Source organism: Rhodococcus oxybenzonivorans (assembly GCF_003130705.1).
GTDB lineage: Bacteria > Actinomycetota > Actinomycetes > Mycobacteriales > Mycobacteriaceae > Rhodococcus_F > Rhodococcus_F oxybenzonivorans.
This window is the reverse complement of the sequence record NZ_CP021354.1, coordinates 2,260,877-2,285,982: the sequence shown is the minus strand read 5'-3', so window position 1 is coordinate 2,285,982 and position 25,106 is coordinate 2,260,877. Positions and strand designations below refer to the sequence as shown.

Below are 25,106 nucleotides of genomic sequence, written 5' to 3'. Positions count from 1 at the left end.
AAAGCCCCCGGCCTCGGCCGGGGGCTTTCTTGTATGCGTTCAGTCCCAGGGACTCAGTCGCTGGCGTTGCCTGCCTTCCACACGTTCCAGGGAATGTTCCAGTCGCCGAGGCCGTCGGTGCCCGACAGAGTGCCGCCGACCGTGTTCTTCACGACGACGATGTCTCCCCGCTTGGTGTTGTCGTACACCCACTTCGCGTTGGCGGGACTGAGGTTGAGGCAACCGTGACTGACGTTGGAATAGCCCTGCTGTCCCACCGACCACGGCGCCGAGTGGAAGAAGATGCCGCTGTAGGACATTCGCGTGGCCCAGTCGACGGGCGTCTTGTACCCCTGCGGAGAGTTGACGGGCACTCCGTAGGTAGACGAGTCCATCACGAGGTTCGCGAACCGGTCGCCGATGATGTAGACGCCGTTGTCGGTGGGTGTGTCGTCCTTACCCATCGATGTGGGCATCGTCATGATCACCTCACCGTTGCGTTCGAAGGTGACCTGCTTGGTGTTGTCATCGGCTGTCGCGATCAGAGCGTCACCGATCGTGAACGTGGTGTGGACGTCTTCCTGTCCGAACAGTCCGTCTCCGAGATCTCGGCCGTACACGGCGACCTTGACATCGACGGTCGTGCCGGGCGCCCAGAAGTTTTGCGGACGCCACCGCACTTCACGGTTGTTGACCCAGAAGAACGCGCCCTCCACGGGCGGATTCGTCGTGACGGTGATGGCAGCCTCGGCAGCCCGTCGGTCGGGGATGTTTTCGTCGAACTGCACGGCGAGCGGCTGGCCGACGCCCACCACGTCACCATCGCCCGGCATCACGTAAGGCTTGGTGACGTTACCGGGCGCGCTGGTGGTGAACACCGACGTCGACGTGGTCGCGCCGCCGAGTCCGTTCGCTTTGGCTTCGAGCCGGTATTCCTTGTCGTAGCCCAGTGGTTCCGTATTGACCCACGACAGACCGTCGGGTGCGATCGCGCCGTCGACCGGCACACCCTCGGGGTTGTACATCGTGACCTCGGCCAGCGTCCCGTCTGCGACCGACACGATGACCGGCTGGCCCGGCGAGAAGCCGACAGCTCCGTCGGTGGCCGATGCGGTCACCTTCGGTTTGATCAACTCGGTGACCGGATTGGAGTCGATCGGCGCCTCCCCTTCCGAGGTGACGGTGCCGGCGTCGGACACCGTGCATCCCGCGATCGACAATGCGAATACGAGTGATGCCGCCACAATTGTCGCGGTCTTCGAGACCGATCGCGCACGCATGCGCCTACCGCGCCCCACACCCATGGTTAACCCCACTTCACGTCCTCGCTCCGATGTCACGTTCAAGCCGGCACGCCCCTCGCCATCGCGAGACGAATCAGCACGTCGAGACCGTGTGGTCTCCAATGATGCCAGCCGCCGGAGACCGGTTCCAACCAAGCGCCGGGCGTGCCAGTAACGTTCGAATATCAATCGTGACCAGCGGTGCCGTTGTTACGGGTTGTATCTCCTGCCGGGGAGGTGAGCGAGGCGTCGACCAGGCGATTTGCATTCCCGAGAAGCGGTCCGCTACTGTTCTGTCTCGCAAGAGCGAGCGCCTATAGCTCAGTTGGTAGAGCAAGTGACTCTTAATCACTGGGTCCGGGGTTCGAGTCCCTGTGGGCGCACTTGCAGGAAAGGCCCTCACCTTCTTTGGAAGGTGAGGGCCTTTCTTCTTGCGCTTGTCGTTCCGCCCGAACAGCGAACAGCCGCCGGGATGTGCGGTCACAGTCCCGGCGGCGTCACCACGAATCGGTCAGCGCAGCGCCTTGCGGAGCACCAGGAGCCCCACCACCGCACCTACGGCGATCAGTCCGTACTTGACCGCCGGCTCGTTGAACTTCGCGATCAGCGTCTGCTTCGTGTTCTCCACGAGACGCTTCGGGTTGGTGCGGACCGTCAATTCGTCGAGTGTGCTTGCGAGCTGATTGCGCGCGTTCTCGATTTCACGCTCGATGCTGTCGGTGTCCCTGGGCAACGTATCCTCCAACTTGTTCGAATGGTTCGATCAGCGAGAGCGACGCTATCGCGAAGATCTCACACTTGCGTCAACCGTAGACGAGAACACGCCACCCGCGACTCCGTCTCCCCATTGGATGTACCGCCGGTGTCAGGCCGTCCCGGTAGCGTGACGTGTCGTGACCGACAACAGCAGACTCTCTCCCGGAGACACTCCACCCGCCTTCACCCTCCCCGATGCCGACGGCAACGAGGTGTCTCTCGCCGATTACCGCGGACGCAAGGTCGTCGTGTACTTCTACCCGGCCGCCAGCACCCCCGGTTGCACCAAGCAGGCGTGCGACTTCCGCGACAATCTGGCGGAACTTAACGGAGCCGGCATCGACGTGATCGGCATCTCCCCCGACAAGCCGGCCAAGCTGGCCAAGTTCCGCGACACCGAGGAACTGACGTTCCCGCTCCTGTCGGACCCGGACAAGTCCACACTCGAGGCGTGGGGCGCATTCGGGGAGAAGAAGATGTACGGCAAGACCGTTCAGGGCGTCATCCGTTCCACCTTCCTCGTCGACGAGGAGGGCAAGATCGAGGTCGCGCAGTACAACGTTCGCGCCACCGGCCATGTGGCCAAGCTGCGACGGGACCTTTCCGTCTGAGCGCATTCCGTCCCACCCGGCCTTCGGCGCAGTACGCCCGAACTCCTCCGCGGGCCGGGTGCGACTTTCAGGGGACGTCGAACGCCGCCCACCAACCGGTCTCAGCCGCTCTCGTCGCCAGGTGGTGATGTGGCGGAATTCCTGCCGTCGGCTATTTGTGGGCCATCACATTGTTCGCCCGGGAAACCACCCGATCGGTGGCCACGTCCTGGCAAAACCCGACGAGCCACCGGGACGGGTCTTCGGAATCCGGAGCAAAGACCGATAGCCTGGGGCGGTGGAGTCTTCAGCCAGCAAGCAAGCACCGCGCCGTGTGGACCCGGCGCTGGAGCTGCAGTCGGACCCGCAGGAGCTCCTGCCCCGCCGACGTCCGACCCAGGAACGTAGTCGCCGCAAGTTCGATGCGCTACTCGCAGCGTCGCGGGAATTGCTGGTGGATGTGGGATTCGAGTCGTTCACCTGCGAGGAGGTCGCCGCTCGTGCCGATGTGCCGATCGGCACGCTCTACCAATTCTTCGCGAACAAGTATGTGATCGTGTGCGAGCTCAACAGGCAGGACCTCGTCGGCGTTCAACACGAGCTCGCGCAGTTCAACGGTGAGGTTCCGTCTCTCGACTGGCTACGCTTCCTCAACGCCTTCGTCGACCACATGGCCGGTTTGTGGATGTCGGATCCGTCACGACGCGAGGTGTGGCTGGCGATGCAGTCGACCCCGTCGACCCGCGCCACGGGGGCCATCCATGAGAAGGCGTTCGCGGAGCAGGTCTCACGAATGCTCGCACCGCTCACCCCGCAAACCACGCGGGAGCGGCGCACGATGATGGCCGAGGTTCTCGTTCACGTCGTCTACTCGATGCTGAACTTCTCGGTGCAGGACGACCAAAGCCACGCCGATGCCGTCGCAGAGCTGAAACGGTTGATGGTGGCGTACCTGCTCGTCGCCGAAAAGGAATCTCGCACCACTACGACCACCGGCTAGGACCTCCGGTCCCGTGCGCCTTTCTGGTTGCTCCTGCTACCAGAAAGGCGCACGGGCGCGGAGCGCCTACGCCGCTTCGATCACCGCGAATGCACCGGCGGTGTCGCCGTCGTGCGTGAGCGAGATATGAATCTTCACGTCCGTCAGATGCTCGGCGACGTCTCCGCGTAAGCGGATGCTCGGCCGTCCCCACGCATCCGTCACCACCTCGATCAGGTGGTGGATCATTTCGGGGAGCACCGGCGGGCTGGCGAAGTTGGCCGTGGACCATGCTTTGATCACTGCCTCCTTCGCCGCCCATCGGGCCGCGAAATGCCGAGCCGGATCGGAGCTCCGGGTCACGGCGTCTCGACGTTCGCCCGGTGTGAAGTTGTCGAGCATTGCCGTACCTGGCCGGTCCAGCTGCTCGGCGAACTCCGACACCGTGACGAGGTCGAAGCCGATTCCCAGAACTCCCATCGATCCTGTTCCTACTTGCAGCCGGGCAGACCCGAGCTGTATACGTCGTCCGCTCCGAGGCGTGCTGCCTCGGTGAGCAGGACGTCCGCCTCCAGCTGACGGGACGCTGCGGCCGGCACACTGTCGCCGCCGAAGCGACGATCCGCCGGACGCTCGTACAGGCTGCCGCCACCGACCATGGCCTTCACCAGACGACGCTGACCCTCGACGGTGCGCTTGCGTGCCTGCGCGAGGTACGCCTCCCGCCTGTCTGCCGGCAGCGACTCGATGAACGCCTGCGGGTGGACGACCGCAATCAGTCCGGAGACGTGACCGAAGCCGAGGCTCGTCAGCAGACCAGCCTTCAGCGGGAACTGCTCACCGAAGCGCAGCGGCTCCCGAGCCCACACGAGGTGTTCGAACTCGGCCATCTTCTCGTCGACGCAGTCGAGGCTGCGGTTAGGCGGGACGACACCTTGATCCAGCACCTGGCAGAGACCGATCAGCTGGAATGCTGCGGCACCACCCTTGGAGTGTCCGGTGAGGCTCTTCTGCGAGACGACGAACAGCGGCGCACCTTCGCTGCGGCCGAGGGCCCCGGCGAGGCGCTCGTGCAGCTCCGCCTCGTTGGGATCGTTGGCCGCGGTGGAGGTGTCGTGCTTGGAAATCACCGAGATGTCGTCGGCACCGAGACCGAGCCGGCGGAGAGACTGAGCGAGCTGCGAATCCGCTCCCCCACGACCTGCACCGAGCGCACCGATTCCGGGAGCCGGGATCGATGTGTGGACACCATCCGCGAACGAGCTGGCGTAGGCAACCACACCGAGGACGGGCAGACCCATCTCGAGTGCCACGTCACCGCGAGCGAGGAGGATGGTGCCACCGCCGGCCGACTCTACGAACCCGCCGCGTCGACGATCGTTGGCCCGCGAGAAGCGGCGATCCTCGATGCCCTTGGCGCGCATGTCGTCGGTCTTGGCAGTGGCAGACATGTCACCGAATCCGATGATGCCTTCCGTGCCGAGGTCGTCGTATCCACCGGCAACGACCAGCTGCGCCTTGCCGAGCTTGATCTTGTCGACGCCCTCTTCGACGGACACCGCAGCCGTGGCGCACGCCGCAACCGGGTGGACCATGGCGCCGTAACCGCCGACGTAAGACTGGACGACGTGCGCCGCAATCACATTCGGCAGAGCTTCCTGCAGGATGTCGTTCGGCCGGTTCTCACCGAGCAGCGTGTCGATGTACAGCGACCTCATCGAGCTCATGCCGCCCATGCCGGTGCCCTGGGTGTTGGCGACCAGCGAGGGGTGCACCCACCGCAGCAGTTCGCTGGGGGTGAACCCTCCGGTGAGGAACGCGTCCACCGTGGCGACGATGTTCCACAGGCCCACCCGGTCGACGGAGTCGGCCATGTCGGCGGGGATGCCCCACTTCGTGACGTCGAATCCGGTCGGGATCTGCCCACCCACACTCCGCGTGAGCTTCATCTTGCGCGGCACGCGGATTTCGGTACCGGCCCGGCGGGTGACCTGCCAGTCCCCGCTGTCCGGGACCGGAGTCGCGACCGTGTTGTCCGGATCGGCCTCGACGAAGGCCAGTGCCTCCGCCTCGGTGCCGACCACGAAGCTCAGGTCCTTGTCGAGGAAGACCGACGTGAGCAGCGGTGCGGTGTTATCGACCATCGCGCCTTCGTCCACGTAGCGGCGGATGCCGCACCGTTCGACGACGGTGTCGTGGTACCGGTCCGCGATCTCGGCTTCCGGAACCAGATCCCCGGTCTCTGCGTCGTACCACCCGGGCGACGGTGTGGTCTCCCACACGATCAGTCCGGTGTTCCACGCGAGTTCGAGAACGCCTGCCGCCGAAAGCTCTTCGTCGACCTCCATCTCGAAGCGGGTACGCGAGGAGCCGAACGGTCCGAGCTCCCCGGCACCGACGATGACCACGAGGTCCTCCGGGGCCGCAGTGACTCCCGACCAGGCCGGTGCCGCCGACTCCGAGACCCGCGGCGGGGCGGGCAGAGCCGCGATGGTGTCGAGCTCGGCCGTGTCCTCCTCGGCCTCGGCAGCAGCAGCTTCCTGAGCCTGCTTCGCCAGCGCGGGCAGGTCCAGGTTCGCCTGGGCGAGCCCACCGGTCAGATCGGCGGCGAGCGGCTCGGCGGACGCGAGGCGACGTGCCTCGGGCTCGCACAACTGCAGCAGCTCGGTGGCCATTTCCTGGGTGGACCAGGTACGGACTCCGGCACCTTCGACGGCCTCGACGAGCGGGTCGTTGCCGCCCATCAGTCCGGTTCCGCGGACCCAGCCGATGAGAGCGTGCACCAGGGTGACGCGTTCGGCCCAGTTGCGCTCGGCCTTCCAGCGGCCGACCACTGCGTCGAGCGCGGCCTTGGCCTCGCCGTACGCGCCGTCGCCACCGAACAGACCGCGGTTCGGGGAGCCGGGCAGAACTACGTGCAGGTGAGTGTCGACGTCACGGTCGTAGCCGATCTTCGACAGCCCGCCGATCAGGCGTTCCACCGACCACAGGAGAACTCGCATCTCCATTTCGGCGCGGGCGCCGGCGTCGGCCAGGTCACCGGCCACGCGGGGCGCGGCGAACGGGAACAGCAAGGTCGGGGTGACCGCTTCCTTGACGAGCTTCTTCGATCCACCGGCAGTTTCGTACTGGGCCTCACCGATCCACTCGATGAGCGCGTCGATGTCCGTGTACGACGCCATGTTCGCGGGAACCACCCACAGGGCGGCACCGGCGCGAGCATTGCGGCGGTAGAGGTCGCGGTAGAAGCCGAGTCGCTTGTCGTCGAGACGCGAGGTGGTCACGAAGACCGTCGCGCCGCCCGCGAGGAGCTTGCCTGCGACCGCGGCCGCGATGGACCCCTTGCTGGCACCGGTGACGACGGCGACCTGGTCTGCCCATTCCGGCGTCTCGTCGGTGACGACAGCTGCCGCCGCGGCGATACGCCCGTACTTCTCGGCCAGAGCCGCACGACCCTCGTCGGTTGCGCGGGCTTGCCACCATGCGGCCTGCGCCGCAACGGACTTGCCTGCACCGGCGAAGCTTTCGATCTCGAGCGATTCGGAGCCGGCCGCGTCGATCCACAGTCGGGCCAGATCCTCCCGGGCGGATGCCCAGCGGTCGTCGAGCAGGACCGCCCGCTTTCCGTCGAATGCGGGAGCCACCAGTCGCGGCCAGTCCGAACCGAGTTCCGCCGACACGAGGTCGACGAGTTCGGTGTCGGTCGGCGCCGCTGCCGTCGCCGTGTCACCGGCGAAACCGAGCTGCTCGAGCACGAGGCGGGCTGCCGAGGCCAGCACGCCGTCGCGGCCCGTGATGTGCTCGGTGAACTCACCCAGTGCCGCGGCGTCGACGGTGCCACCGGCTCCGCCACCCGTTGCCGGGAGCGAAACGCTGATCCCACGGCGCGAGGCCACTGCGGCGACTGCGCTGTCGATGACAGCGTCTACTGCGGCGCCGTCGGCGAGACCACCGCCTGCGAGACCACCGAGGTCACCGCCGCGGATGCTGGAACCGTCGCGGGTTCCGAGCGCCACCTCCGCGGTGACGTGGTGCGCCCAGCCGTCACCCAGCTCCCAAACCTTCTTGACTCGGTCCGCGATGGCCGCGGGACGTCGACCCGACGGGCCGAAGACCTTGCGGAGGTGATCGTTGATCGAGTCGGACAGCACCGGGCCGAAGGGCTTGTACGTACGGGCCAGCGAGTCGACCGTGGCAGCCAGCGAACCCATATCGGCGTCGGCGGCACCGTCGATCGCGCCGAGCGAGAGCTCGGAACCGAGGTCGACGAGCAGCTGGTTACGCCGCGAGGACACGCCGTCGCACAGAGCCTCGATCGTGTCGACGGGGCCGACCTGATCGGGACGCAGCTTGGTCCACAGGCTGATCAGAACCTTGGTGGCGTCGGCTGCCTTGAAGGCGATGTCGTCGGGACGCGGGCCACCCGAGGGGGCTGCCGCGGGGGCCGGAGCGGCAGCGGGGGCTGCCGATGCGGCGGGTGCCTCGGCTGCCGGTGCTGCCGGCTCGTCGTCTTCGACCGGCGCCGGATCCACGTCGGTGGAGTACACGATGGCGGCTTCACGCTCGATGTTGAGGACCTCGACCGGGTAGCCGAAGCGTCCCGGCAACTTGAGGGTCTGCGAAGCGAGGTTCGCGACGGTCGGGACGGAGCCCAGACCGATCTCGACGAAGCGCTCGACACCCAGTCCACCTTCGGCCTCGTCGGCGAACAGCAGGTCCTGCGTCTCGATCCACCGGACCGGGCTCGCGAACTGCCAGGCCAGAAGCTCGGTGAGCACGATGCGCGTGAGCTGCGACGGCTGTGCCGCCCACGAGTCGAAGTCCTTCAGAACCTTCTGCAGCGGCTTTGACGGCACGAGGTCCGCGATCTCCTGCACGAACTCACGCTTCAGCGAGAACGGCTTCGGTACGAGGTTCGGAATGTAACGCCCGATCAGAATGGCCGGGTCGATGTCCTGCGGAAGCAGTTCTTCGAGGCGACCACGGAAGTCGTCGACACCGCCGCGCAGAACCGTCGAGTGGAAGGGGACGTCGATGCCCGGGACCATGATGTAGGCGCGCTTGCCGCCGAAAGCCTCACGGCGGACGTCGATTTCCTTCTCGAGCGCGTTGAGTCCGGCCACCGTGCCCGCGATGGCGTACTGCGAGCCACGCAGGTTCAGGTTCACAACCTGCAGGAATTCGCCTGTTGCCGAGGCGATCTCACCGATGAACGACTCGACGTCCTCGTCCGCGAGACCGATCTGCGAGGGCCGGATAGCGGCCATCCGGTAGTCGGAGCGCCCGGCCTCGTCACGCGGCACCAGGGCGTGCATGGCGGAACCACGCTGGAAGACCACCTCGAGAACGGCTTCCAGGGGAAGTACACCGGCGACCGCCGCGAGGGCGTTGTATTCACCGACCGAGTGGCCTGCGAGCAGGGCACCCTCGACGAAGGCACCGGACTCGCGGAGCTCGGCAACCTGAGCCACACCGAGCGTCGCCATCGCGACCTGGGTGAACTGGGTCAGGTGCAGGACACCGTCCGGGTGCTTGTGCTCGACACCCCGGGCCTTGACGACCGTCGGGTTGTCGCGGACCACGGCGAGGATCGAGAAGCCGAGAGCCTTGCGGGTGTGCTTGTCGGCGCGGTCCCAGATCTCGCGGGCGGCCTTGGAGCGGGCGCGGGCGTCGAGACCCATGCCGGGACGCTGGATGCCCTGTCCTGGGAACGCGTAGACGGTTTTCGGAGCCGCTGTGCGACCCGTTGCGACCATCACCAGTTCACCGTCGATGCGGCACCCGACCTCGACGATCTCGGCGCCACGGTCCACGGCGACGCGGTCGACGCGAACGTCGATCTCGGCGCCGGGGCGGACCATCCCGAGGAAGCGGGCGGTCCAGGCGGTGAGACGGCGCGGCGGCGTCTTGGTCTCGCCCGGGTCCACGGCGGTGACGACCTGCTGGGCTGCGGCCGAGAGCCACATGCCGTGCACGATCGGGCTGCCGAGTCCGGCGAGGAGCGCGGCGTTGTCGGAGGTGTGGATCGGGTTGTGGTCACCCGACACCTGAGCGAAGGAGCCCATGTTGCGGGGCGCGACGATGGTGGTGTCGCGGCGACGACGACGCGGGGTGTCCACGACCTCGTCACTGAGCGAACCTCCGGCGCGGGCCGGATCGGACAGCTCGCCCTTGCCGGTGCGGCCGCGGATGGCGAAGCGCTCCGAGAGGGTGACGACGGCGGGCGCGTCGAGGCCCTCACCGAGCATCGCGCCGACCTCGGCTTTGACCTCGACGACGCGACCCAGGTCGGTGTCGAGCACCGAGGCGACCTCGGCCTTGACGACGAGAATGCTGGTCTCCGAAGGCAATTCACCCACGAAGTCGACGCTGTGATCGAGGTGGACCAAGTCGAGCATGCCTTCGATGACCGAGAGCGAGTCTTCGGTCTTCGCGGCACCGAGCACGGCGAACACGGCCGGCCAGCAGGCGCCGACGACCACGTCCGGGACCGCCTTGCCACTGACGCTCAGCGTCGTGGGCAGGCCCGAACCGGTGACACCGGCGTGGTCGGCGATCAAATCCGGGGTCCAGGCCAGGTTGAGGCGAGCGACACCGTTCTTGACGGCCGGCAGTTCCTGACCGGCCGCGACCGCGAGGAGTGCGGTCATCGACTTCTCGGCATCGGTCTCGGTGACCAGGGGTGCGCCACCGTCCGCGACGGAGGCCGGAACGGTGATGGTGATCTGGACGGACTTGCCTGCCACCAGCGGAACAGTGAGGAGCACCTGCTGGTCGCCGATCACGGAGAGCTCGGCACCGGTGGTCTCGTGCACCGCGCGGGTGTCGGATTCGACCGACCACTTGTCGAGGTCACCGAGCCGGCGAACCGGGTTCAGAGTCAGACGCGAGGCCCACTGGATGTCGGGAGCCGACAGGACGGTGTCGAGGAGGCCACGCGCGATGTCGGCGTGACGGCGCGCGAGCAGCGACAGCGGCGACGCACCGGCGGTGACCAGCTCGTCGTAGGTGGCCTTCTCGAAGCGGTCGAGCAGCTCACCGACGGGCTCGTCGACGCGCGTGATGCCGGCGACGGCGACGGTGCCGGGGATGACGCAGACCTGGTCCGCGGTGTAGCGGGGGTCGTGTGCCTGCCACAGCGAATCGGAGCGCCACCAGCGGCGGACGTCACCATCCACCACGGGAACGAAGTTGACCGGCTTGCCGGGCGTCTTGCACAGCGAGACGAAGAACGACACGTCGGCGGGGTGCAGAACCGTGGTCGCGTAGTCCGGGTACTGAGCCTGCAGTGCGCAGATAGCAGCCTCGGGACGCTCCAGGATCGCGTCTTCGGCGAACAGGGTGGGGATCGGTCCGCGGTCGACCGGGTGCAGACGCGACTCGGTGCGCTGCAGCATCTCACCGAAACGCTTGCGCCAGGTGATGTCGAGCCAGGGGCTGGTGGTGGCCTCGTCGATGGCGTCCTGCAGGTCGGAACCGCAGTCGAATGCCTTCGCGGCGTCGATGCCGACGGCCAGTTCGAGGTAGCGGCGCAGCCACTGCTCGTACGTCATCGTCTCGACGTCGCCGAAATACGGCTTCGCCGTGACGTTCAGTGCCTCGATGATCTCGTCGCGACGCGCGGCAACGGCGTCGGCGTCACCGGCGACCTCGTCCAGCAGGCGGCCCGTGCGGGACGCGGCGTTGTCGATCTCGTGGATGTCGGCGCCGAGCTGGCTACGACCGGAGGCCATACCGCCCTCGGCGGTGCCCGCACCGACCCAGTCCGCGGTACCGGGGGTGTCGACGAGGAGCTGCTTCACCTCGGGAGACGTGGTCGCCTCGAGGGTGGCCATGGCGGCGGTACCGACCAGGATGCCGTCCAGCGGCATCGCCGGGAAGCCGTGCGCGACGGACCAGCGGCCTGTCAGGTAGTCGGCAGCCCGCTCCGGCGTGCCGATGCCGCCACCTACGCACAGGACCAGGTTCGGTCGGGTACGCAGCTCGGCGTAGGTGTCGAGGAGCAGGTCGTCGAGGTCTTCCCACGAGTGGTGACCACCGGCGCGGCCGCCCTCGATGTGGGCGATGACGGGGAACGAGGGAACCTCGTTGGCGATGCGGATCACCGAACGGATCTGCGCGACCGTGCCCGGCTTGAACGCGACGTAGCTGAATCCGGCCTCGGTGAGGTCCTCGATGATCGAGACGGCATCCTCGAGCTCCGGGATGCCGGCGGTGACGACGACGCCGTCGAACGGGGCACCGGCGGCGCGGGCCTTGGGGACGAGGCGCTTGCCACCGACGTGGAGCTTCCACAGGTAGGGGTCGAGGAACATCGAGTTGAACTGCACGGCCCGACCCGGCTCGAGCAGCCCCGTGAGCTCCTCGACGTGGTCGGCGAAGATCTGCTCGGTCACCTGGCCACCACCGGCGAGCTCGGCCCAGTGGCCTGCGTTGGCAGCTGCGGCGACGATCTTCGGGTCGACCGTGGTGGGGGTCATGCCGGCGAGCAGGATCGGCGAACGACCGGTCAGCTTGGTGAATGCGGTCTCGACGCCGATACGTCCGCCGGGCAGCGCGACCGGCTTCGGAAGGAATTCGGTCCACGCAGCGGGCACCTCGGGTGCCGCACCCGGAGTGAGCAGGTTGCGGTGGCCGCCGCGGGTGGCAGCGGCGACGATGCCGACGCCCTGCCCGCGCACGCTGGCCGACGTCATACGGGTGAGAAGGTCACCGGGTCCGAGATCGAGGATCCAGGATGCGCCGGCGTCGATGGTGCTGTCGACGGCCTCGACCCAGTCGACGGGGTCGACGAGGCAGGCACTTGTGAGGGCGCGAGCCTTGTCTTCGTCGAGACCGCAACGGGCGGCCCACTGGCCGACGATATCGACGGTCTCCGCGAGAGCCGGGTGGTGGAAGCCGATCTCGACCGGGAGCGGCTCGAACACGGGCGAGAAGATGGAGCCGCCACGCTTCTTGGCGTCGCGCTCACGGGCTTCGTCGGCCTCGATCTGCTCGCAGCGCTGCTGCACCCGCGCCAGCTGGGCCGGCGGGCCGGACAGCACGACGCGGCGCCGGGCGTTACGGATGCCGAGTACAGCGGCGCGCTCGGGCTCGAGGCCCTCGGCGAGCTCCTCGACGATCTGATGCAGGCGCGCCGGGTCGACGTTGGACACGGCAAGCATCGGGGTGGAGTCGGCCGCAGAGATCACTCCGCGACGACGACCCACCAGTCCGGCAGCGGCACCGATCAGCTGAGCGAGGGCGAGAAGTTCGCCGTCCTTGTTGCCGGAGGTCGCAACGGCCTCCGCAGCGAGAAGTCCTTGGGAGTGGCCGATCACCGACACGGGTGCCGTCACGGTGGGATCGAGGCCCTGAGCCGCCAGCGCACGCAGCGCGGCGATCTGTGTCAGGAAGACACCGGGAAGGGAGACTGCTGCAGACGTGAGAGCAGCGGCAGAAGGTCCGGCCGCCGGGGCACCGTCTTCTTCGTCGGCGAGTTCCTGCTCGAGGATCCACGCGATGGGGTCGAATCCGACCGGACGCACGACGAGCAGCTCCTGCGCCACCGGGGCGAGGTACTCGGCGGCCTCGTTCACGAGCTTGGTCAAAGCCGGCTCGAGACCGTTGTCGCGGCTCAGCTCCTCGAGCGAGCTCAGCCAGGGCGCACCCTGGCCACCGAAGGCGAGGGCATACGGTTCGCCGCCGACCAGACGGTCGGCGAGTGTGGTCTTGCTCGACGACCGAGTGTCGTCCCGGTCTACGCCGATGCGCCGCGAACCCTTCGAGTTTCTTCCATTTCCTGCGGGTGTCGTGTCGTCAATCGTCACGCGTAAGTCCTCTCCTGGTCACCTCTACGGGGAGGTGGGGATTGCTGGTCTGCCGCCCTCGGCATCGTGTGCCTGCTGCATCGGCTCTGATCAGCACTTCCGGGCTGTACAAGGTTGACACAGAATCATGAGGAATTCCTCACGTTCACGGAGAGTGCAGCGACACGAGCTCGACATGGCGCCACATGCGCGTGATGTCGATCACAGAGCGTTCGAAAAGTGACTCTCGAGTAGGTCGCGTCGTCGCTGGACGCGGCGGTGCAAGGACGTCCTAGAACCTGAGGAAAGCCTCACATTAATCGTTATCAATCTGTTACCACCTTGACGAAGTGCCTAGGTCGTGCCCATCCGCCGTGACGTCACCGTGTCCGATCGACTCGGTCCCGAACCGTGTCGGACCCTCGAACTAACGTTCGAACCATCGACGCACACACATCGTTCTCCGGGGGGAAACAATGAGCACCGCACACGTTCGTGACCTGATCGACTACATCGCCGCGGAACTACCTCGGGACGCATGGCCACACTGGACGGAGGGCTGGCCACGCGAGATCGAGGCCGGTCTGCTCGACGCGGCGTTCTCCGCCCGCGCCACCTACGGCACGCCGGCTTCCGGGGTGCGTGCCGTCATAGGCCGCTGGCGCGCGCACCGAGGCGTGCCGCTCGACGATCTGGGCGCCCTGTCCGAGTACGCCGACGACCCAGCGGAGCTGATCGCCGTGCTGGGCAACCGGCAGCGGGTCCCGGGCAACTACACCACCAAGGCGGAGGCCGTCGCACTTGCCGCCCGCTCGTTGGTCGCCGCCGGATGCAGGCGGTCATCCGAGTTGCGGGACGACGACGTGCTCCGCTCCGCACTCGTCCAGATCGCCGGCTTCGGCAGCGCCACATGGGAGTGCTTCGTGGTGCAACTCGGCCTACACACTCCCGAAAGCCGTTGCCTCCTCCAGGATTTCGTCATCGACGCTGTTGCACCGGAGGTGGAGGTGACGAATGCGATGGCCGAGGAACTCCTCGCGGCCGCCGCCGTCCGTTTCGATGTCACCGCGGCCACCCTCTCCCACGCGATCTGGCGGTACCAGCGAGCTCAGCGACGGCTTACGGGTGCACGGTGAAGTACACCCGGGAGGTTCTCGAGCAGGCGGTCGCAGAATCGACGAGCGTGGCCGGCGTAATCCGTTTTCTCGGGCTACGCCCGTCCGGCGGAATGCAGGCGCATTTGAGTCGCCGAATCCGGAAGTTCGGCATCGATACAACGCACTTCACCGGTAGCGCACACACGAAAGGCAAACCGGCAAAGAACCGAATGACGTGGGAGGAGATCCTGATTCGCCGCCCTCCGGGCAGCGCACGGGTTAAGCCACATCTTCTGCGCCGCGCCTTGATCGAAGCCGGAGTCCCCTACAAGTGCGCAATCTGCGGGCTGGACGCGGAGTGGTGCGGAAGCCCTTTAACTCTGCACGTCGACCACATCCGTGGGGACTCGCTCGACTCCCGTCCGGAGGAGGTCCGCTTCCTCTGTCCCAACTGTCACACACAGACTGCAACGTGGGCGGGACGAAAAAGCCGCGACAGGAGCGAGCGCGCCGGCTGAAGCGTGTGCGGGGACGCCTTGTCCATGGCGTACTCTGTCGTTCGCGCGCGAGTGGCGGAAGGGAAGACGCGTCAGGTTTAGGTCCTGATGTCCGAAAGGGCGTGGGGGTTCGAATCCCCCCTCGCGCACGGTTCGGGTCGGTGTGGGCGTGTGACCGCGCCCATACCGCCCACCTCTCCTAGCAGGGCAATCACCGTTTCGGGTACCGTCGTCATCGTGTCCGGAAACCGTAGACGAAGCCGACCCGCACTCGTCGTGCTGGTGGTCGCCGGGGCTGTGACGTGCCTCGCGCTGGGTTGGTGGCAGTGGGAGCGCTTCGAGGCGGTGGGGGGCAACGGTCAGAACCTCGGGTATGCGTTCCAGTGGCCATTGTTCGCGGTGTTCTTCATCTATGCGTATCGGCGTTTCGTTCAGCTCGAGGACGCCGATCCGGCGGAGGCAGAGAAGGCAGCCGACGAGGTGCGGGAAATTCCGGCCGACGTGCTTCCTCCTCGTCCCACGGTCGACGCAGTCGCCGCCGAAGACGCTTCGGATGATCTCGAAATTCTCCAAGTTCAGCAGTACAACGAGTATCTCGCCGAGCTGGCAGCTCGCGAGAACGATAGGAGCACCACGTGAGCACGGGTCAGGACGAGACTGTGTCCGGTTCGGTCGTCGACGCGGACAAGCGTAAGAAGATCGCTCCCGCGCTGCTGCGCTACCGGGTTCTTGCCTATGCCACCGGTGTGTGGCTGCTCGTCCTCACAGCGGAAATGGTCGCCAAGTACATCTTCCAGGTCGAGAATCTGCCCACGTGGATTGCCGTGGTGCACGGTTGGGTGTACTTCGTCTACCTGCTGGTCACGCTGGATCTGGCAGTGAAGGTGCGCTGGCCCGCGGGTCGTACCGTCGGAACTCTGCTCGCCGGGACCATTCCGTTCCTGTCCTTCTACGTAGAGCATCAGCGCACCAAGCAGGTCCGTTCCGACTTCGGGATCTGATCAGTGTTCGAATAGTCGGCGTTGATCAGCCGGTCACATGATGACCGGCTGACCTGTAATCAGAGCGATCACGTAGACCAACCATCCGAGCGGTGTTTGCGGCACCATCATCGGAGACATGAAACCCTCCCGTCCACATTTGTCGTACCCGACGGGCGTCAGCTCTCGGCGAGCTTGGCCAGCGCGGGAATGAGCTGGGTCAGTGCGCGACCCCGATGTGAGGCCGCGTCCTTTTCCTCCGGCGACAACTGTGCTGCCGAGCGGCTGCTTCCTTCCGGCACGAACACCGGGTCGTAACCGAATCCTCCGTCACCGACCGGCTCGCGGGCAATAGTCCCCCGCCACTGACCGCGGACCACCGTCTCCTCCCCACCGGGCACAACCAGCGCGCACGCGGAGACGAACGCCGCTCCCCTACGGTCGTCGGGAACGTCACCGAGCTGCGCGAGGACCAGCGCCGTGTTGGCCTCGTCACGGCCGTGCGTGCCGGACCACCGCGCCGACAACACGCCGGGCATGCCGTTCAGGGCATCCACTTCCAAGCCCGAATCATCTGCCACACAGGCCAATCCGGTGGCCCGAGCCCCGTCGCGCGCCTTCGCCAATGCGTTCTCCTCGAACGTCGCTCCTGTCTCGGGAGCTTCGGGATAAGGAAGTACGTCATCGAGACCGACCAATTCGACGCCCTTTACCCCCGCGGCGTCGAGTACTCGATGGAGCTCCCGGAGTTTCTTCGCGTTGCGGCTGGCCACGAGCACCCGTGTTCCCGGCACCGGACTAGCTCCCGAACTTCTTCTTCGGCACCACGACCTTGGGTTCGGGCAGGACGCCGGGATACGGCAGTTCCAGTGCGGTCTTCTGGATTTCGAACAATTGCTCGCAACCCGCCAGAGCCGAATCGAGAAGTTTGTCGAGGGTGCTGCGCGGGAAGGTGGCTCCTTCGCCGGTGCCCTGGATCTCGACGAGTGTGCCCGTGTCGGTGGCCACCACGTTCATGTCGACCTCTGCCCTGGAATCCTCCTCGTAGGGCAGATCGAGTCGAACACGACCATCGACCACGCCGACACTCACCGCGGCGATTCCGCAGGAAATCGGTTGCGGATCTGTGAGCCGGCCTGCCGCCCGCAGATACGTGACTGCGTCGACCAGCGCGACATAGGCTCCGGTGACGGCGGCGGTGCGGGTTCCCCCGTCCGCTTGCAGGACATCGCAGTCGAGCGCGATGGTGTTCTCGCCGATGGCGGCGAGGTCGATGCACGCGCGGAGGGAACGGCCGATCAATCGGCTGATCTCCTGAGTCCGGCCACCCACCTTGCCCTTCACGGACTCACGTCCGCTGCGGGTGTGGGTGGCAGCGGGCAGCATCGCGTATTCAGCGGTCAGCCAGCCCAGCCCGGAGCCCTGACGCCATCGGGGCACGCCGTCCTCGACGCTTGCCGTGCACATCACCCTCGTGTTGCCGAATTCGACCAACACCGATCCTGCGGGGTGTGTGGTGAAGCCGCGGGTGATCTTGACCTCGCGGAGTTCGTCGTCCGCCCTACCGTCATCTCGTGTTGTCACAGCCGAGAGCCTAGTCGTCCGGTCCGAGAGCCCGGGCACACGGCTTCAGACGTCGTAGACGCCGCTCGCGGTCACCGCGTGAACGGGTCCGGAGAACTCGGCCTTGGCCTCGGCGATGACATCTTCCCGCGAGGTCCAGGGTGGGATGTGGGTGAGAAGAAGTTCGCCGACCTCGGCGCGGCGGGCGACCTGGCCGGCTTCGGTGCCGGAGAGATGCACCCCCTTCGGCCGATCCGGGCTGTGCGTCCACGATGCCTCGGCGAGCAGGACGTCGGCTCCGCGCGCCAGTTCGACCACTTCTTCGCACATGCCGGTGTCACCGCTGTACACGAGAGTGCGGCCGGTGCCGTCGGTCACGCGGAGTCCGTACGCCTCCGGCGGATGGTTCACGCGGCGGGCGGTAATGGTGAGGTCACCGAAGGTGACGGGAACGCCGTCCGCCCAGTGGCGCAGTTCGATCGTGTCGGAAATGTCGTCGATGTCGCCACCGCATTCCGCTGACGCCACGCCGATCCGGCGAGCGGTGTCGGACGGTCCGTAGACGAGGGCCCGACCTTCCGGCGGGTGCGGATGGTAGCGGCGCCAGACGAGCAGCCCGGGAAGGTCCAGGCAGTGATCGGCATGCAGGTGGGTGAGGAACACGGACACCTCACCGGGATCGGCGAATTTCTGGAGAGCACCGAGGACACCGGGCCCGAAGTCCATTACCAGCGGCGGAGTGTCCGGCGCCGTCAACAAATAGCCCGATGCGGGTGAGTCTGGTCCGGAGACGCTGCCTGAACACCCCAGGACGGTAATGCGCATACCCGCCATGCTGCCATGGCGACCCGTCGCCGAAAAAGCTTCCGGCGGAATTGGCGCGTCGACTTCACAACTGATGACCGACTGTGACCTAGCCGCGAGATTCGGGCTATGTTCGCCCAGGCAAGCCGCCCTCGGTATCCTCCTCCGACCGACTCTCGACTACCGCCGGGCCCGCCGTGGGCAACCGCCCGCTGCCGGGGCGTGGTGATCCCGGCGGGCAACAGTCAGGTGAGGGAACGCGGCCCGACCGACTTCTGGGCGCGCTCCCTGCGGGCGTCCGCCGAGAGAGCCCAGGCGGCGAGCACTCCCCCGATCGCGCCGAAGAGGTGACCTTGCCAGGAGACGTGCGGCTGGCTGGGCAGTACGCCCCACAACATGCCGCCGTAGAAGACGAACACCACGACGCCGAGCAGAATCTGGCCGAAGTGCCGGGTGAACAGCCCGCGCACCAGGAGATACGCCAACCATCCGAAGATCAGAATGGAGGATCCGATGTGGTTGTCGGATGCGCCACCTGTCAGCCAGGTGCCGAGACCCCCGATCACCCAGATGATCCCGGTCGCCGCGAGTCCTCTGGCCACCCCGGACAGCAGCACGAGGAAACCGAGCACGATGAGGGGAATGGTGTTGCCGATCAGATGATTCCAGTCGTCGTGCAGAACGGGCGCGAAGAGAATGCCCCACAGACCGTCCACCGATCGCGGCAGTACCCCGTTCCTCTCGAGGACCTCGCCCGAGACCACGTCGACGACCTCGATCGCGTACAGCAGGACGGTGAAGACGCCGATCACGACGGCCGACTGCAGCCACAGCGGCCGCTTCTGCTGCGGCTGCACCGGATCGATCGACGAAGTCATGCTCCACGCACCGTTCTCATCACGCCCACAGCTGCCCTTCCAATGCTTCCTCGGCTTCTTCGACCGTACCGCCGTACGCGCCGGTGGACAGATATTTCCAGCCGCCGTCGGCCACGATGAAGGCGATGTCCGCGGCTCGTTCGGCCTTCACGGCCTTACGCGCGACTCCGAGTGCTGCGTGCAGGATGGCCCCGGTCGAGATGCCGGCGAAAATCCCCTCCATCTCGATCAGCTCACGGGTCCGGCGTACCGCGTCGGCGGGGCCCACCGAGAATCGCGACGTGAGCACAGCCTCGTCGTAGAGTTCGGGAACGAAACCCTCGTCGATGTTGCGGAGGCCGTACACCAGTTCTCCGTACCGCGGTTCCGCCGCGACGATTTCGATGCCGTCGACGTGTTCGCGTAGGAAGCGCCCGGTACCCATGAGCGTTCCCGTCGTGCCGAGCCCGGCCACGAAGTGAGTGATCTCGGGCAGGTCGCGCAGAACCTCGGGCCCGGTGGTGTCGTAATGCGCCTGTGCATTGGCGGGGTTGCCGTATTGGTAGAGCATCACCCACTCGGGATGCTCGGCGGCCAGTTCTTTGGCCACCGCGACGGCCTGGTTGGAGCCGCCGCGCGCGGGTGAGTCGATGATCTGTGCCCCGAACATGGTCAGAAGCTGACGGCGCTCCACGGACGTGTTCTCGGGCATCACGCAGATCAGTCGGTACCCCTTCAATTTCGCAGCCATTGCGAGGGAGATTCCGGTGTTGCCGCTGGTGGGTTCGAGGATGGTGGCGCCCGGCGCCAGCACCCCGTCCCGTTCGGCCTCTTCGATCATGCGCAGAGCAGGCCGGTCTTTCACCGAGCCCGTCGGGTTACGGTCCTCGAGTTTCGCCCACAACCGGACCGGGGCATCCCCGGTCCAGCGCGGCGACAACCGGGGCAGTCCGACGAGGGGTGTGTTCCCGAGCGTCTCGATCAGCGACTCGAACCGGGCCATCGGCTGCGATCACCCTCCCGCGACGGCAGGCAGGATGGTGACCGAGTCTCCGTCGGCCACCTCGGTCTCGAGTCCGCCCGAGAACCGGACGTCCTCGTCGTTGACGTACACGTTCACGAATCGGTGCAGACGTCCGTCGTTGATCAGGCGCTCCTTGATGCCGCCGTAGTTGACGTCGAGATCGTCGATGACGGCAGAGAGAGTGGGACCTGTTGCCTCTACTCGCTTTTCACCGCCGGTGTGCGCGCGGAGGATGGTAGGGATCGAAACGGTGACAGCCATGGTCGGCTCCTCGAGGTGTGGGATTTTTCCGGCACGGACCCGTCCGCGGAGGACGGCGGGGTCACTTGTCGGGAACGTCTGCCACGGACGTGTGGGCGAACTTGTAACTTTGCACCACATCGACGGGTTCCTCGGTGACCTCGCCGTCGAGGATGCGGTAACTGCGGAGGTCGTGGCTGTCAGGGTTCCGCGTGGAGATCAGCACGTAGTGCGCATCCGGTTCGGACGCGAACGAGATATCGGTTCTACTCGGATACGCCTCGGTGGCGGTATGCGAGTGGTAGATCACCACGGGAACCTCGTCGGCCTCCTCCATCGCCCGCCACACCCGAAGTTGCTCCCCCGAGTCGAAGCGGTAGAACGTCGGAGACCGCTCCGCATTGATCATCGGAATGTGCCGTTCGGGGCGATCGGAGCCCTCAGGCCCCGCGATGACACCGCACGCCTCGTCCGGATGATCCGCCCGGGCATGCGCCACCATTGCGTCGACGAGATCCGCTCGAATCACCAACACGTCAGCCACCTCCGTGAGCGCCATCCTAAGTGCGGACGGGCCGGTCGGCCACCGGCCCTCAAGAACGCAGTGCTGAGGGAAACAGTTCGCGGTAGGTGGGAATTCCCGCGACCGCGGTGGCACTCAGAACGGCATCGACGACGGCTCGCTCCACCACGTCTGCGGCGGCCGAACACACCGCATCGAGAATGGGCAGGTCCGGCGGGAAGGCGTCCGGCACGCCCGCGAGGGGTCCGGTTCGGTGGTATCCCGTGGACACGGCGAAAATCGTGTCTCCGTCGAGGGGGGAATGCGCGGGACGAATCGCGCGGGCGAGCCCGTCGTGGCCCGCGACGGCGATGCGACGACATGCAGCCTTACCGAGGGCTGCGTCGGTGGCGACGACGCCGATGGTGGTGTTGAGGACCGTCCCCTTGGCCACGAGATCGTTGGCCGCAGTCAGTTCGGCGGTGGCCGGTACGCGCAGCCCGAAAGCGGCGGCGCCGGCGGTGGCGACTCCCCACGGAAGTCCGGTCCTGGGGTCGAAAACGGATCCGACGGGGTTCGCGACGATCAAGGCCGACACCGCGACGCCCTGGGCCGGGCCGTCGGTGATGACCACCCCGGCCGTGCCGACCCCACCTTTCACAGCCCCCGCCCGCGCTCCCACCCCGGCGCCCACGGATCCGCAGAGCACCGACGACGAAGCGGAGTCCGATGCGAGGTAACCGAATTCGGCGGTGGGACGTCGAGTCCAGTCTCCCACCGGGAGGTCGAAGATGACCGCACCCGGCACTATCGGAACCACCTGACCCGGCTGACCCATGGCGATTCCGTGGCCGTGTTCCTCGAGCCAGCGCATGACGCCGTCCGCAGCGGCGAGACCGAAGGCGCTGCCGCCGGTCAGAAGGATCGCGTGAATCTTCTGCACGCTGTGACTGGGATCGAGGAGGTCCGTTTCCCGGGTGCCCGGCCCTCCGCCGCGGACGTCGACGGCCGCGGTGACGCCGTGCGGTGCCAGCACCACCGTGCATCCCGTCGCCGCACCGCTACCGAGCGTGGCGTCGGGGTCCACTTCGTGGTGGTGGCCCACGCGCAGTCCGGCGACGTCGATGAGCGAGTCGGTCCGTCCCGGCGTCGTCGAAGTCAAGGGGCGAGTACCTGAACCAGCGAATCCTGCATCCAGGTCAGCCAGTGATAGATGTCCAGATGGGGCGCCCGCGGATCGTCGGGATCCAGTTCGTCGGGCGTGTCCGCGTCGATGCCGAGGTTGGTTCCCAGTGCCAGCCGGACGTCGTTGAGCCCGCTCAACCAGGCGTCGGCCTGTTCCGGCGTCAGCAGCACCTTGCCGCCGTTCTCCGGAACGGTGTGGAGGATGACGGAGCCGGCGGCCATCTTCGCGTCGATGATCTCCGGCTCGTGGAGTCCACGTAGCGCTCCGTTGATGTCCGCCTTCGCCTCCGCCCGCCCATCCGCGTCGTCCGGCGCGTCGGCACCGGGCCGATGGAAGTCCGGCAACAGCCGCGCGAGCACCTCCTCGTCGGGCGGTGTCGTGTGGCCGGTGCGCATCCCGGTGAGGGCGGCGAGTTCGTCCTCGGGAGCAGAACGGGCGCGTTCGTCGAGGAGACCGAGGACGGAGGCGACCAGCGACCGCAACACCGTCGCCTCGTGGGCATCCATCTCAGACCGCAACTTCACGCCGCCGAGCGAGTTCTTCCTGGTCCACATCCGCACGTCGGGTACCGATTTCCTCACTGTCGAACGAATAGTTGACTGTCGACTGGATACTTAGCTGCTGTCCCGCTGCATGGTGGCCCAGAGGCCAGCCGCATGCAGCTTGCGTACGTCGTTCTCGACCTTGTCCCGGGAACCGCTCGACACGACGGCCTTGCCTTCGGAGTGCACCTGCATCATCAGTTCCGTCGCCTTGGCCTTGCTGTATCCGAACAGCTTCTGGAATATGTAGGTGACGTAGTGCATGAGATTCACGGGGTCGTCCCACACCACGGTCACCCAGGGGCGATCGCTGACGTCCTCGACCTCGACGACTTCCGATTCTGCAGGAGTGACCTGCGGCGATGCCGGCACGGCATCCACGAATGGTGCTGTCGTCGAGCGAGAAGCCATGACACCAGGGTACGACGAGCTCACATCCCGCGACACCGCGGCTTAAAGTGGCCGGGTGTCCCGAGACAGCAGCGCATTGTTCACCGATCAGTACGAGTTGACGATGCTGTCGGCGGCCCTCGCCGATGGTTCTGCGCATCGCCGGTGCAGTTTCGAGGTCTTCGCCCGGCGCCTGCCCGACGGTCGTCGGTACGGGGTGGTCGCCGGTACCTCTCGACTGCTCTCCGCCTTGGCGACCTTTCGTTTCGGGGACGCCGAGATCGATGTGGTCTCACGTTTCCTCGACGACGCGACCGTGGCGTGGCTGCGCACGTACCGCTTCACCGGGGACATCGACGGCTACCGCGAGGGTGAGCTCTATTTCCCCGGCTCGCCGATCCTCTCGGTGAGCGGAACGTTCGCCGAGTGCGTGGTGCTCGAAACGCTGATCCTGTCGATCCTCAACCACGACAGCGCGATAGCTTCGGCTGCCGCGCGGATGGTCAGCGCTGCGGACGGTCGCCCCATGATCGAGATGGGCTCGCGGCGCACACACGAGGAGTCTGCCGTCGCGGCGGCACGCGCCGCGTACCTCGCGGGCTTCACCGCCACGTCGAATCTCGAGGCTGTGCGCAGGCACGGTGTACCCGGCGCGGGTACCAGCGCACACGCGTTCACCCTGCTGCACACCACCGCGGACGGACCCGACGAGGCCGCGGCCTTCCGCGGTCAGGTGGCGGCGCTGGGTGTGGGGACCACCCTGCTCGTCGACACCTACGACATCACGAGTGGCGTGAAGACCGCCGTCGAGGTCGCGGGAACCGAATTGGGCGGCGTCCGGATCGACTCCGGCGACCTCGGTGTCCTGGCCCGTCAGGTTCGCAGACAACTCGACGACCTCGGCGCCACGAAGACCAAGATCGTCGTTTCCGGAGACCTCGACGAGTACGCCATCGCGGCGTTGCGCGCCGAGCCGGTCGACGTGTACGGGGTGGGCACCGCCGTCGTCGTCGGCTCTGGTGCCCCCACCGCCGGAATGGTCTACAAGCTCGTCGAGGTGAACGGCATTCCCGTCGAGAAGCGGAGCAGTCTGAAGACGTCCCGGGGTGGCGCGAAGCGGGCGGTCCGCTTCTCCCGCGATACCGGGACCGTCGTGGAGGAAGTGATCTATCCGGCGCGCGCGCCCCGACCCGAACAGAACGGGCTCGAGGCCCGCGACCTGCTCGTTCCGCTGGTGCGCGGTGGCGAGGCCGTCGCGGACGCCGATACCCTGGAAGAGAGTCGATCGCTTCTTGCGGCAGGTTTGGTAAGTCTGCCGTGGGAGGGGTTGAAGTTGTCCCACGGCGATCCGGCTGTTCCCACCCGGTTCGCCGACGCCGACAGCCGTGCCATCCAGGGAAGGACGTTGTGAGCGACACCGAGAGCATCCGAGCGCGCCGTGCGCTGCTCGTCGTCGATGTGCAGAACGACTTCTGCGAGGGCGGGGCCCTTGCCGTCCAGGGCGGTTCCGCGGTCGCAGCCGCGATCAGCCGCTTCCTCGACACTGCCGACTACGACGCTGTCGCCGCGACCATCGATCACCACGTCGATCCGGGTCACCACTTCGCCGACGAACCGGACTTCGTGGACACCTGGCCCGTGCACTGCAAAGTGGGTACGCCGGGAGTGGAATTTCATCCCGACCTGGACACGAGCCGTATCGCAACGGTTTTCTCCAAGGGAGAGTTCTCCGCGGCCTATTCCGGCTTCGAGGGCAGCAATCCCGAGGGCTGGGGACTCGAGAAGTGGTTGCACGACGCCGGGATCACCGACGTCGACATCGTCGGTATCGCCACCGATCACTGCGTGCGAGCCACGGCACTGGACGCAGCGAAGGCCGGGTTCACCACCCGGGTACTGCTGCCCCTCACTGCGGGTGTCTCTCCGACGACCGTCGAGTCGGCGCTGACCGAGATGCGCGCCGCAGGCGTTCACCTGCAGGGCCGTGACCGAGACGCCTCTTGCGATGGCGGAGCGATTTCTGACGTAGGTCCCGAGTAACCTGCTCGG

General features: G+C 66.6%; 22 protein-coding genes and 2 tRNA genes. 10 read left to right on the top strand and 14 right to left on the bottom strand.

The features are described from left to right. Positions 1-53 precede the first annotated feature (53 nt). Positions 54-1,283 (bottom strand): L,D-transpeptidase, encoded by a 1,230-nt coding sequence (locus CBI38_RS10975; protein WP_109328787.1) that lies wholly within the window; start codon positions 1,281-1,283, stop codon positions 54-56. Positions 1,284-1,572: 289 nt separating this feature from the next. Between CBI38_RS10975 and CBI38_RS10970 the strand changes: the two genes are divergently transcribed. Further along, positions 1,573-1,645, top strand: a tRNA-Lys gene (locus CBI38_RS10970). Positions 1,646-1,773: 128 nt separating this feature from the next. Here CBI38_RS10970 and CBI38_RS10965 read toward each other — a convergent pair. Next, on the bottom strand, positions 1,774-1,995 hold the full coding sequence (locus CBI38_RS10965; RefSeq protein WP_109334997.1) for a DUF3618 domain-containing protein: 222 nt from the start codon (positions 1,993-1,995) through the stop codon (positions 1,774-1,776). 160 nt (positions 1,996-2,155) lie between these two features. On the opposite strand from CBI38_RS10965, the gene bcp reads away from it, so the two are divergent. Both bcp and CBI38_RS10955 read left to right on the top strand, forming a co-directional pair. Beyond that, the gene (bcp, locus tag CBI38_RS10960; protein WP_109328785.1) at positions 2,156-2,629 is read left to right on the top strand and encodes a thioredoxin-dependent thiol peroxidase; all 474 of its coding nucleotides are present in this window, start codon (positions 2,156-2,158) and stop codon (positions 2,627-2,629) included. Positions 2,630-2,906: 277 nt separating this feature from the next. Beyond that, positions 2,907-3,608 carry a TetR family transcriptional regulator gene (locus CBI38_RS10955; RefSeq protein WP_109328783.1) on the top strand — a complete coding sequence of 234 codons (702 nt, stop codon included), beginning with the start codon at positions 2,907-2,909 and terminating at the stop codon, positions 3,606-3,608. Positions 3,609-3,674: 66 nt separating this feature from the next. Here the strand turns inward: CBI38_RS10955 and acpS are convergent, their stop codons facing one another. Beyond that, positions 3,675-4,067 carry a holo-ACP synthase AcpS gene (gene acpS / locus CBI38_RS10950; protein WP_109328781.1) on the bottom strand — a complete coding sequence of 131 codons (393 nt, stop codon included), beginning with the start codon at positions 4,065-4,067 and terminating at the stop codon, positions 3,675-3,677. 11 nt (positions 4,068-4,078) lie between these two features. Then, positions 4,079-13,396: a type I polyketide synthase gene (locus CBI38_RS10945; RefSeq protein ID WP_109328779.1), complete on the bottom strand. Its 9,318-nt coding sequence runs from the start codon at positions 13,394-13,396 to the stop codon at positions 4,079-4,081. A gap of 455 nt (positions 13,397-13,851) precedes the next feature. Here CBI38_RS10945 and CBI38_RS10940 point away from each other — a divergent pair, with 455 nt between their 5' ends. The 5 genes from CBI38_RS10940 (at position 13,852) to CBI38_RS10920 (ending at position 15,970) form a co-directional block, all read left to right on the top strand. Further along, positions 13,852-14,511, top strand: coding sequence for a hypothetical protein (locus tag CBI38_RS10940; protein ID WP_109328777.1), 660 nt, complete (start codon positions 13,852-13,854; stop codon positions 14,509-14,511). Next, the gene (locus CBI38_RS38970) at positions 14,508-14,990 is read left to right on the top strand and encodes an HNH endonuclease signature motif containing protein (protein WP_109328776.1); all 483 of its coding nucleotides are present in this window, start codon (positions 14,508-14,510) and stop codon (positions 14,988-14,990) included. The genes CBI38_RS10940 and CBI38_RS38970 overlap by 4 nt, the downstream gene beginning before the upstream one ends. A 45-nt stretch (positions 14,991-15,035) precedes the next feature. After that, positions 15,036-15,118, top strand: a tRNA-Leu gene (locus CBI38_RS10930). Between the two features lie 88 nt (positions 15,119-15,206). After that, complete coding sequence (locus CBI38_RS10925) at positions 15,207-15,608, top strand: transcriptional regulator (protein ID WP_109328774.1); 402 nt, start codon at positions 15,207-15,209, stop codon at positions 15,606-15,608. Beyond that, on the top strand, positions 15,605-15,970 hold the full coding sequence (locus CBI38_RS10920; RefSeq protein ID WP_109328772.1) for a DUF3817 domain-containing protein: 366 nt from the start codon (positions 15,605-15,607) through the stop codon (positions 15,968-15,970). The genes CBI38_RS10925 and CBI38_RS10920 overlap by 4 nt, the downstream gene beginning before the upstream one ends. Positions 15,971-16,128: 158 nt before the next feature. On the opposite strand, the gene rdgB is transcribed toward CBI38_RS10920, so the two are convergent. The 10 genes from rdgB to clpS all read right to left on the bottom strand — a co-directional run bounded on the left by rdgB (position 16,129) and on the right by clpS (position 23,078). Beyond that, a complete protein-coding gene (gene rdgB / locus CBI38_RS10915; RefSeq protein ID WP_109328770.1) occupies positions 16,129-16,743 on the bottom strand; it encodes an RdgB/HAM1 family non-canonical purine NTP pyrophosphatase in 615 nt (204 codons plus the stop codon). A 4-nt stretch (positions 16,744-16,747) separates the two neighbouring features. Continuing rightward, positions 16,748-17,533, bottom strand: a complete 786-nt coding sequence (gene rph, locus CBI38_RS10910) for a ribonuclease PH (protein WP_109328768.1) — start codon at positions 17,531-17,533, stop codon at positions 16,748-16,750. A 45-nt stretch (positions 17,534-17,578) separates the two neighbouring features. Then, positions 17,579-18,337: a cyclic nucleotide-degrading phosphodiesterase gene (locus tag CBI38_RS10905; RefSeq protein ID WP_204164907.1), complete on the bottom strand. Its 759-nt coding sequence runs from the start codon at positions 18,335-18,337 to the stop codon at positions 17,579-17,581. A gap of 224 nt (positions 18,338-18,561) precedes the next feature. Beyond that, positions 18,562-19,194 carry a rhomboid family intramembrane serine protease gene (locus CBI38_RS10900; RefSeq protein ID WP_109328764.1) on the bottom strand — a complete coding sequence of 211 codons (633 nt, stop codon included), beginning with the start codon at positions 19,192-19,194 and terminating at the stop codon, positions 18,562-18,564. A gap of 19 nt (positions 19,195-19,213) precedes the next feature. Further along, on the bottom strand, positions 19,214-20,176 hold the full coding sequence (locus CBI38_RS10895; protein WP_109328762.1) for a PLP-dependent cysteine synthase family protein: 963 nt from the start codon (positions 20,174-20,176) through the stop codon (positions 19,214-19,216). 9 nt (positions 20,177-20,185) lie between these two features. After that, positions 20,186-20,458, bottom strand: a complete 273-nt coding sequence (locus tag CBI38_RS10890) for a MoaD family protein (protein ID WP_109328760.1) — start codon at positions 20,456-20,458, stop codon at positions 20,186-20,188. A gap of 61 nt (positions 20,459-20,519) precedes the next feature. Next, positions 20,520-20,996, bottom strand: coding sequence for a M67 family metallopeptidase (locus CBI38_RS10885; protein WP_201453551.1), 477 nt, complete (start codon positions 20,994-20,996; stop codon positions 20,520-20,522). A 34-nt stretch (positions 20,997-21,030) separates the two neighbouring features. Beyond that, a complete protein-coding gene (locus tag CBI38_RS10880; protein WP_109328758.1) occupies positions 21,031-22,101 on the bottom strand; it encodes a P1 family peptidase in 1,071 nt (356 codons plus the stop codon). After that, positions 22,098-22,685, bottom strand: a complete 588-nt coding sequence (gene aosR, locus CBI38_RS10875; RefSeq protein WP_109328756.1) for an oxidative stress transcriptional regulator AosR — start codon at positions 22,683-22,685, stop codon at positions 22,098-22,100. Before aosR ends, CBI38_RS10880 begins: the two co-directional genes overlap by 4 nt. A 54-nt stretch (positions 22,686-22,739) precedes the next feature. Next, complete coding sequence (gene clpS / locus CBI38_RS10870; protein WP_109328754.1) at positions 22,740-23,078, bottom strand: ATP-dependent Clp protease adapter ClpS; 339 nt, start codon at positions 23,076-23,078, stop codon at positions 22,740-22,742. A gap of 55 nt (positions 23,079-23,133) precedes the next feature. Between clpS and CBI38_RS10865 the strand changes: the two genes are divergently transcribed. Beyond that, positions 23,134-24,468 (top strand): nicotinate phosphoribosyltransferase, encoded by a 1,335-nt coding sequence (locus tag CBI38_RS10865; RefSeq protein WP_257792476.1) that lies wholly within the window; start codon positions 23,134-23,136, stop codon positions 24,466-24,468. After that, a complete protein-coding gene (locus tag CBI38_RS10860) occupies positions 24,465-25,097 on the top strand; it encodes a nicotinamidase (RefSeq protein ID WP_109328752.1) in 633 nt (210 codons plus the stop codon). Before CBI38_RS10865 ends, CBI38_RS10860 begins: the two co-directional genes overlap by 4 nt. Positions 25,098-25,106: the final 9 nt, after the last annotated feature.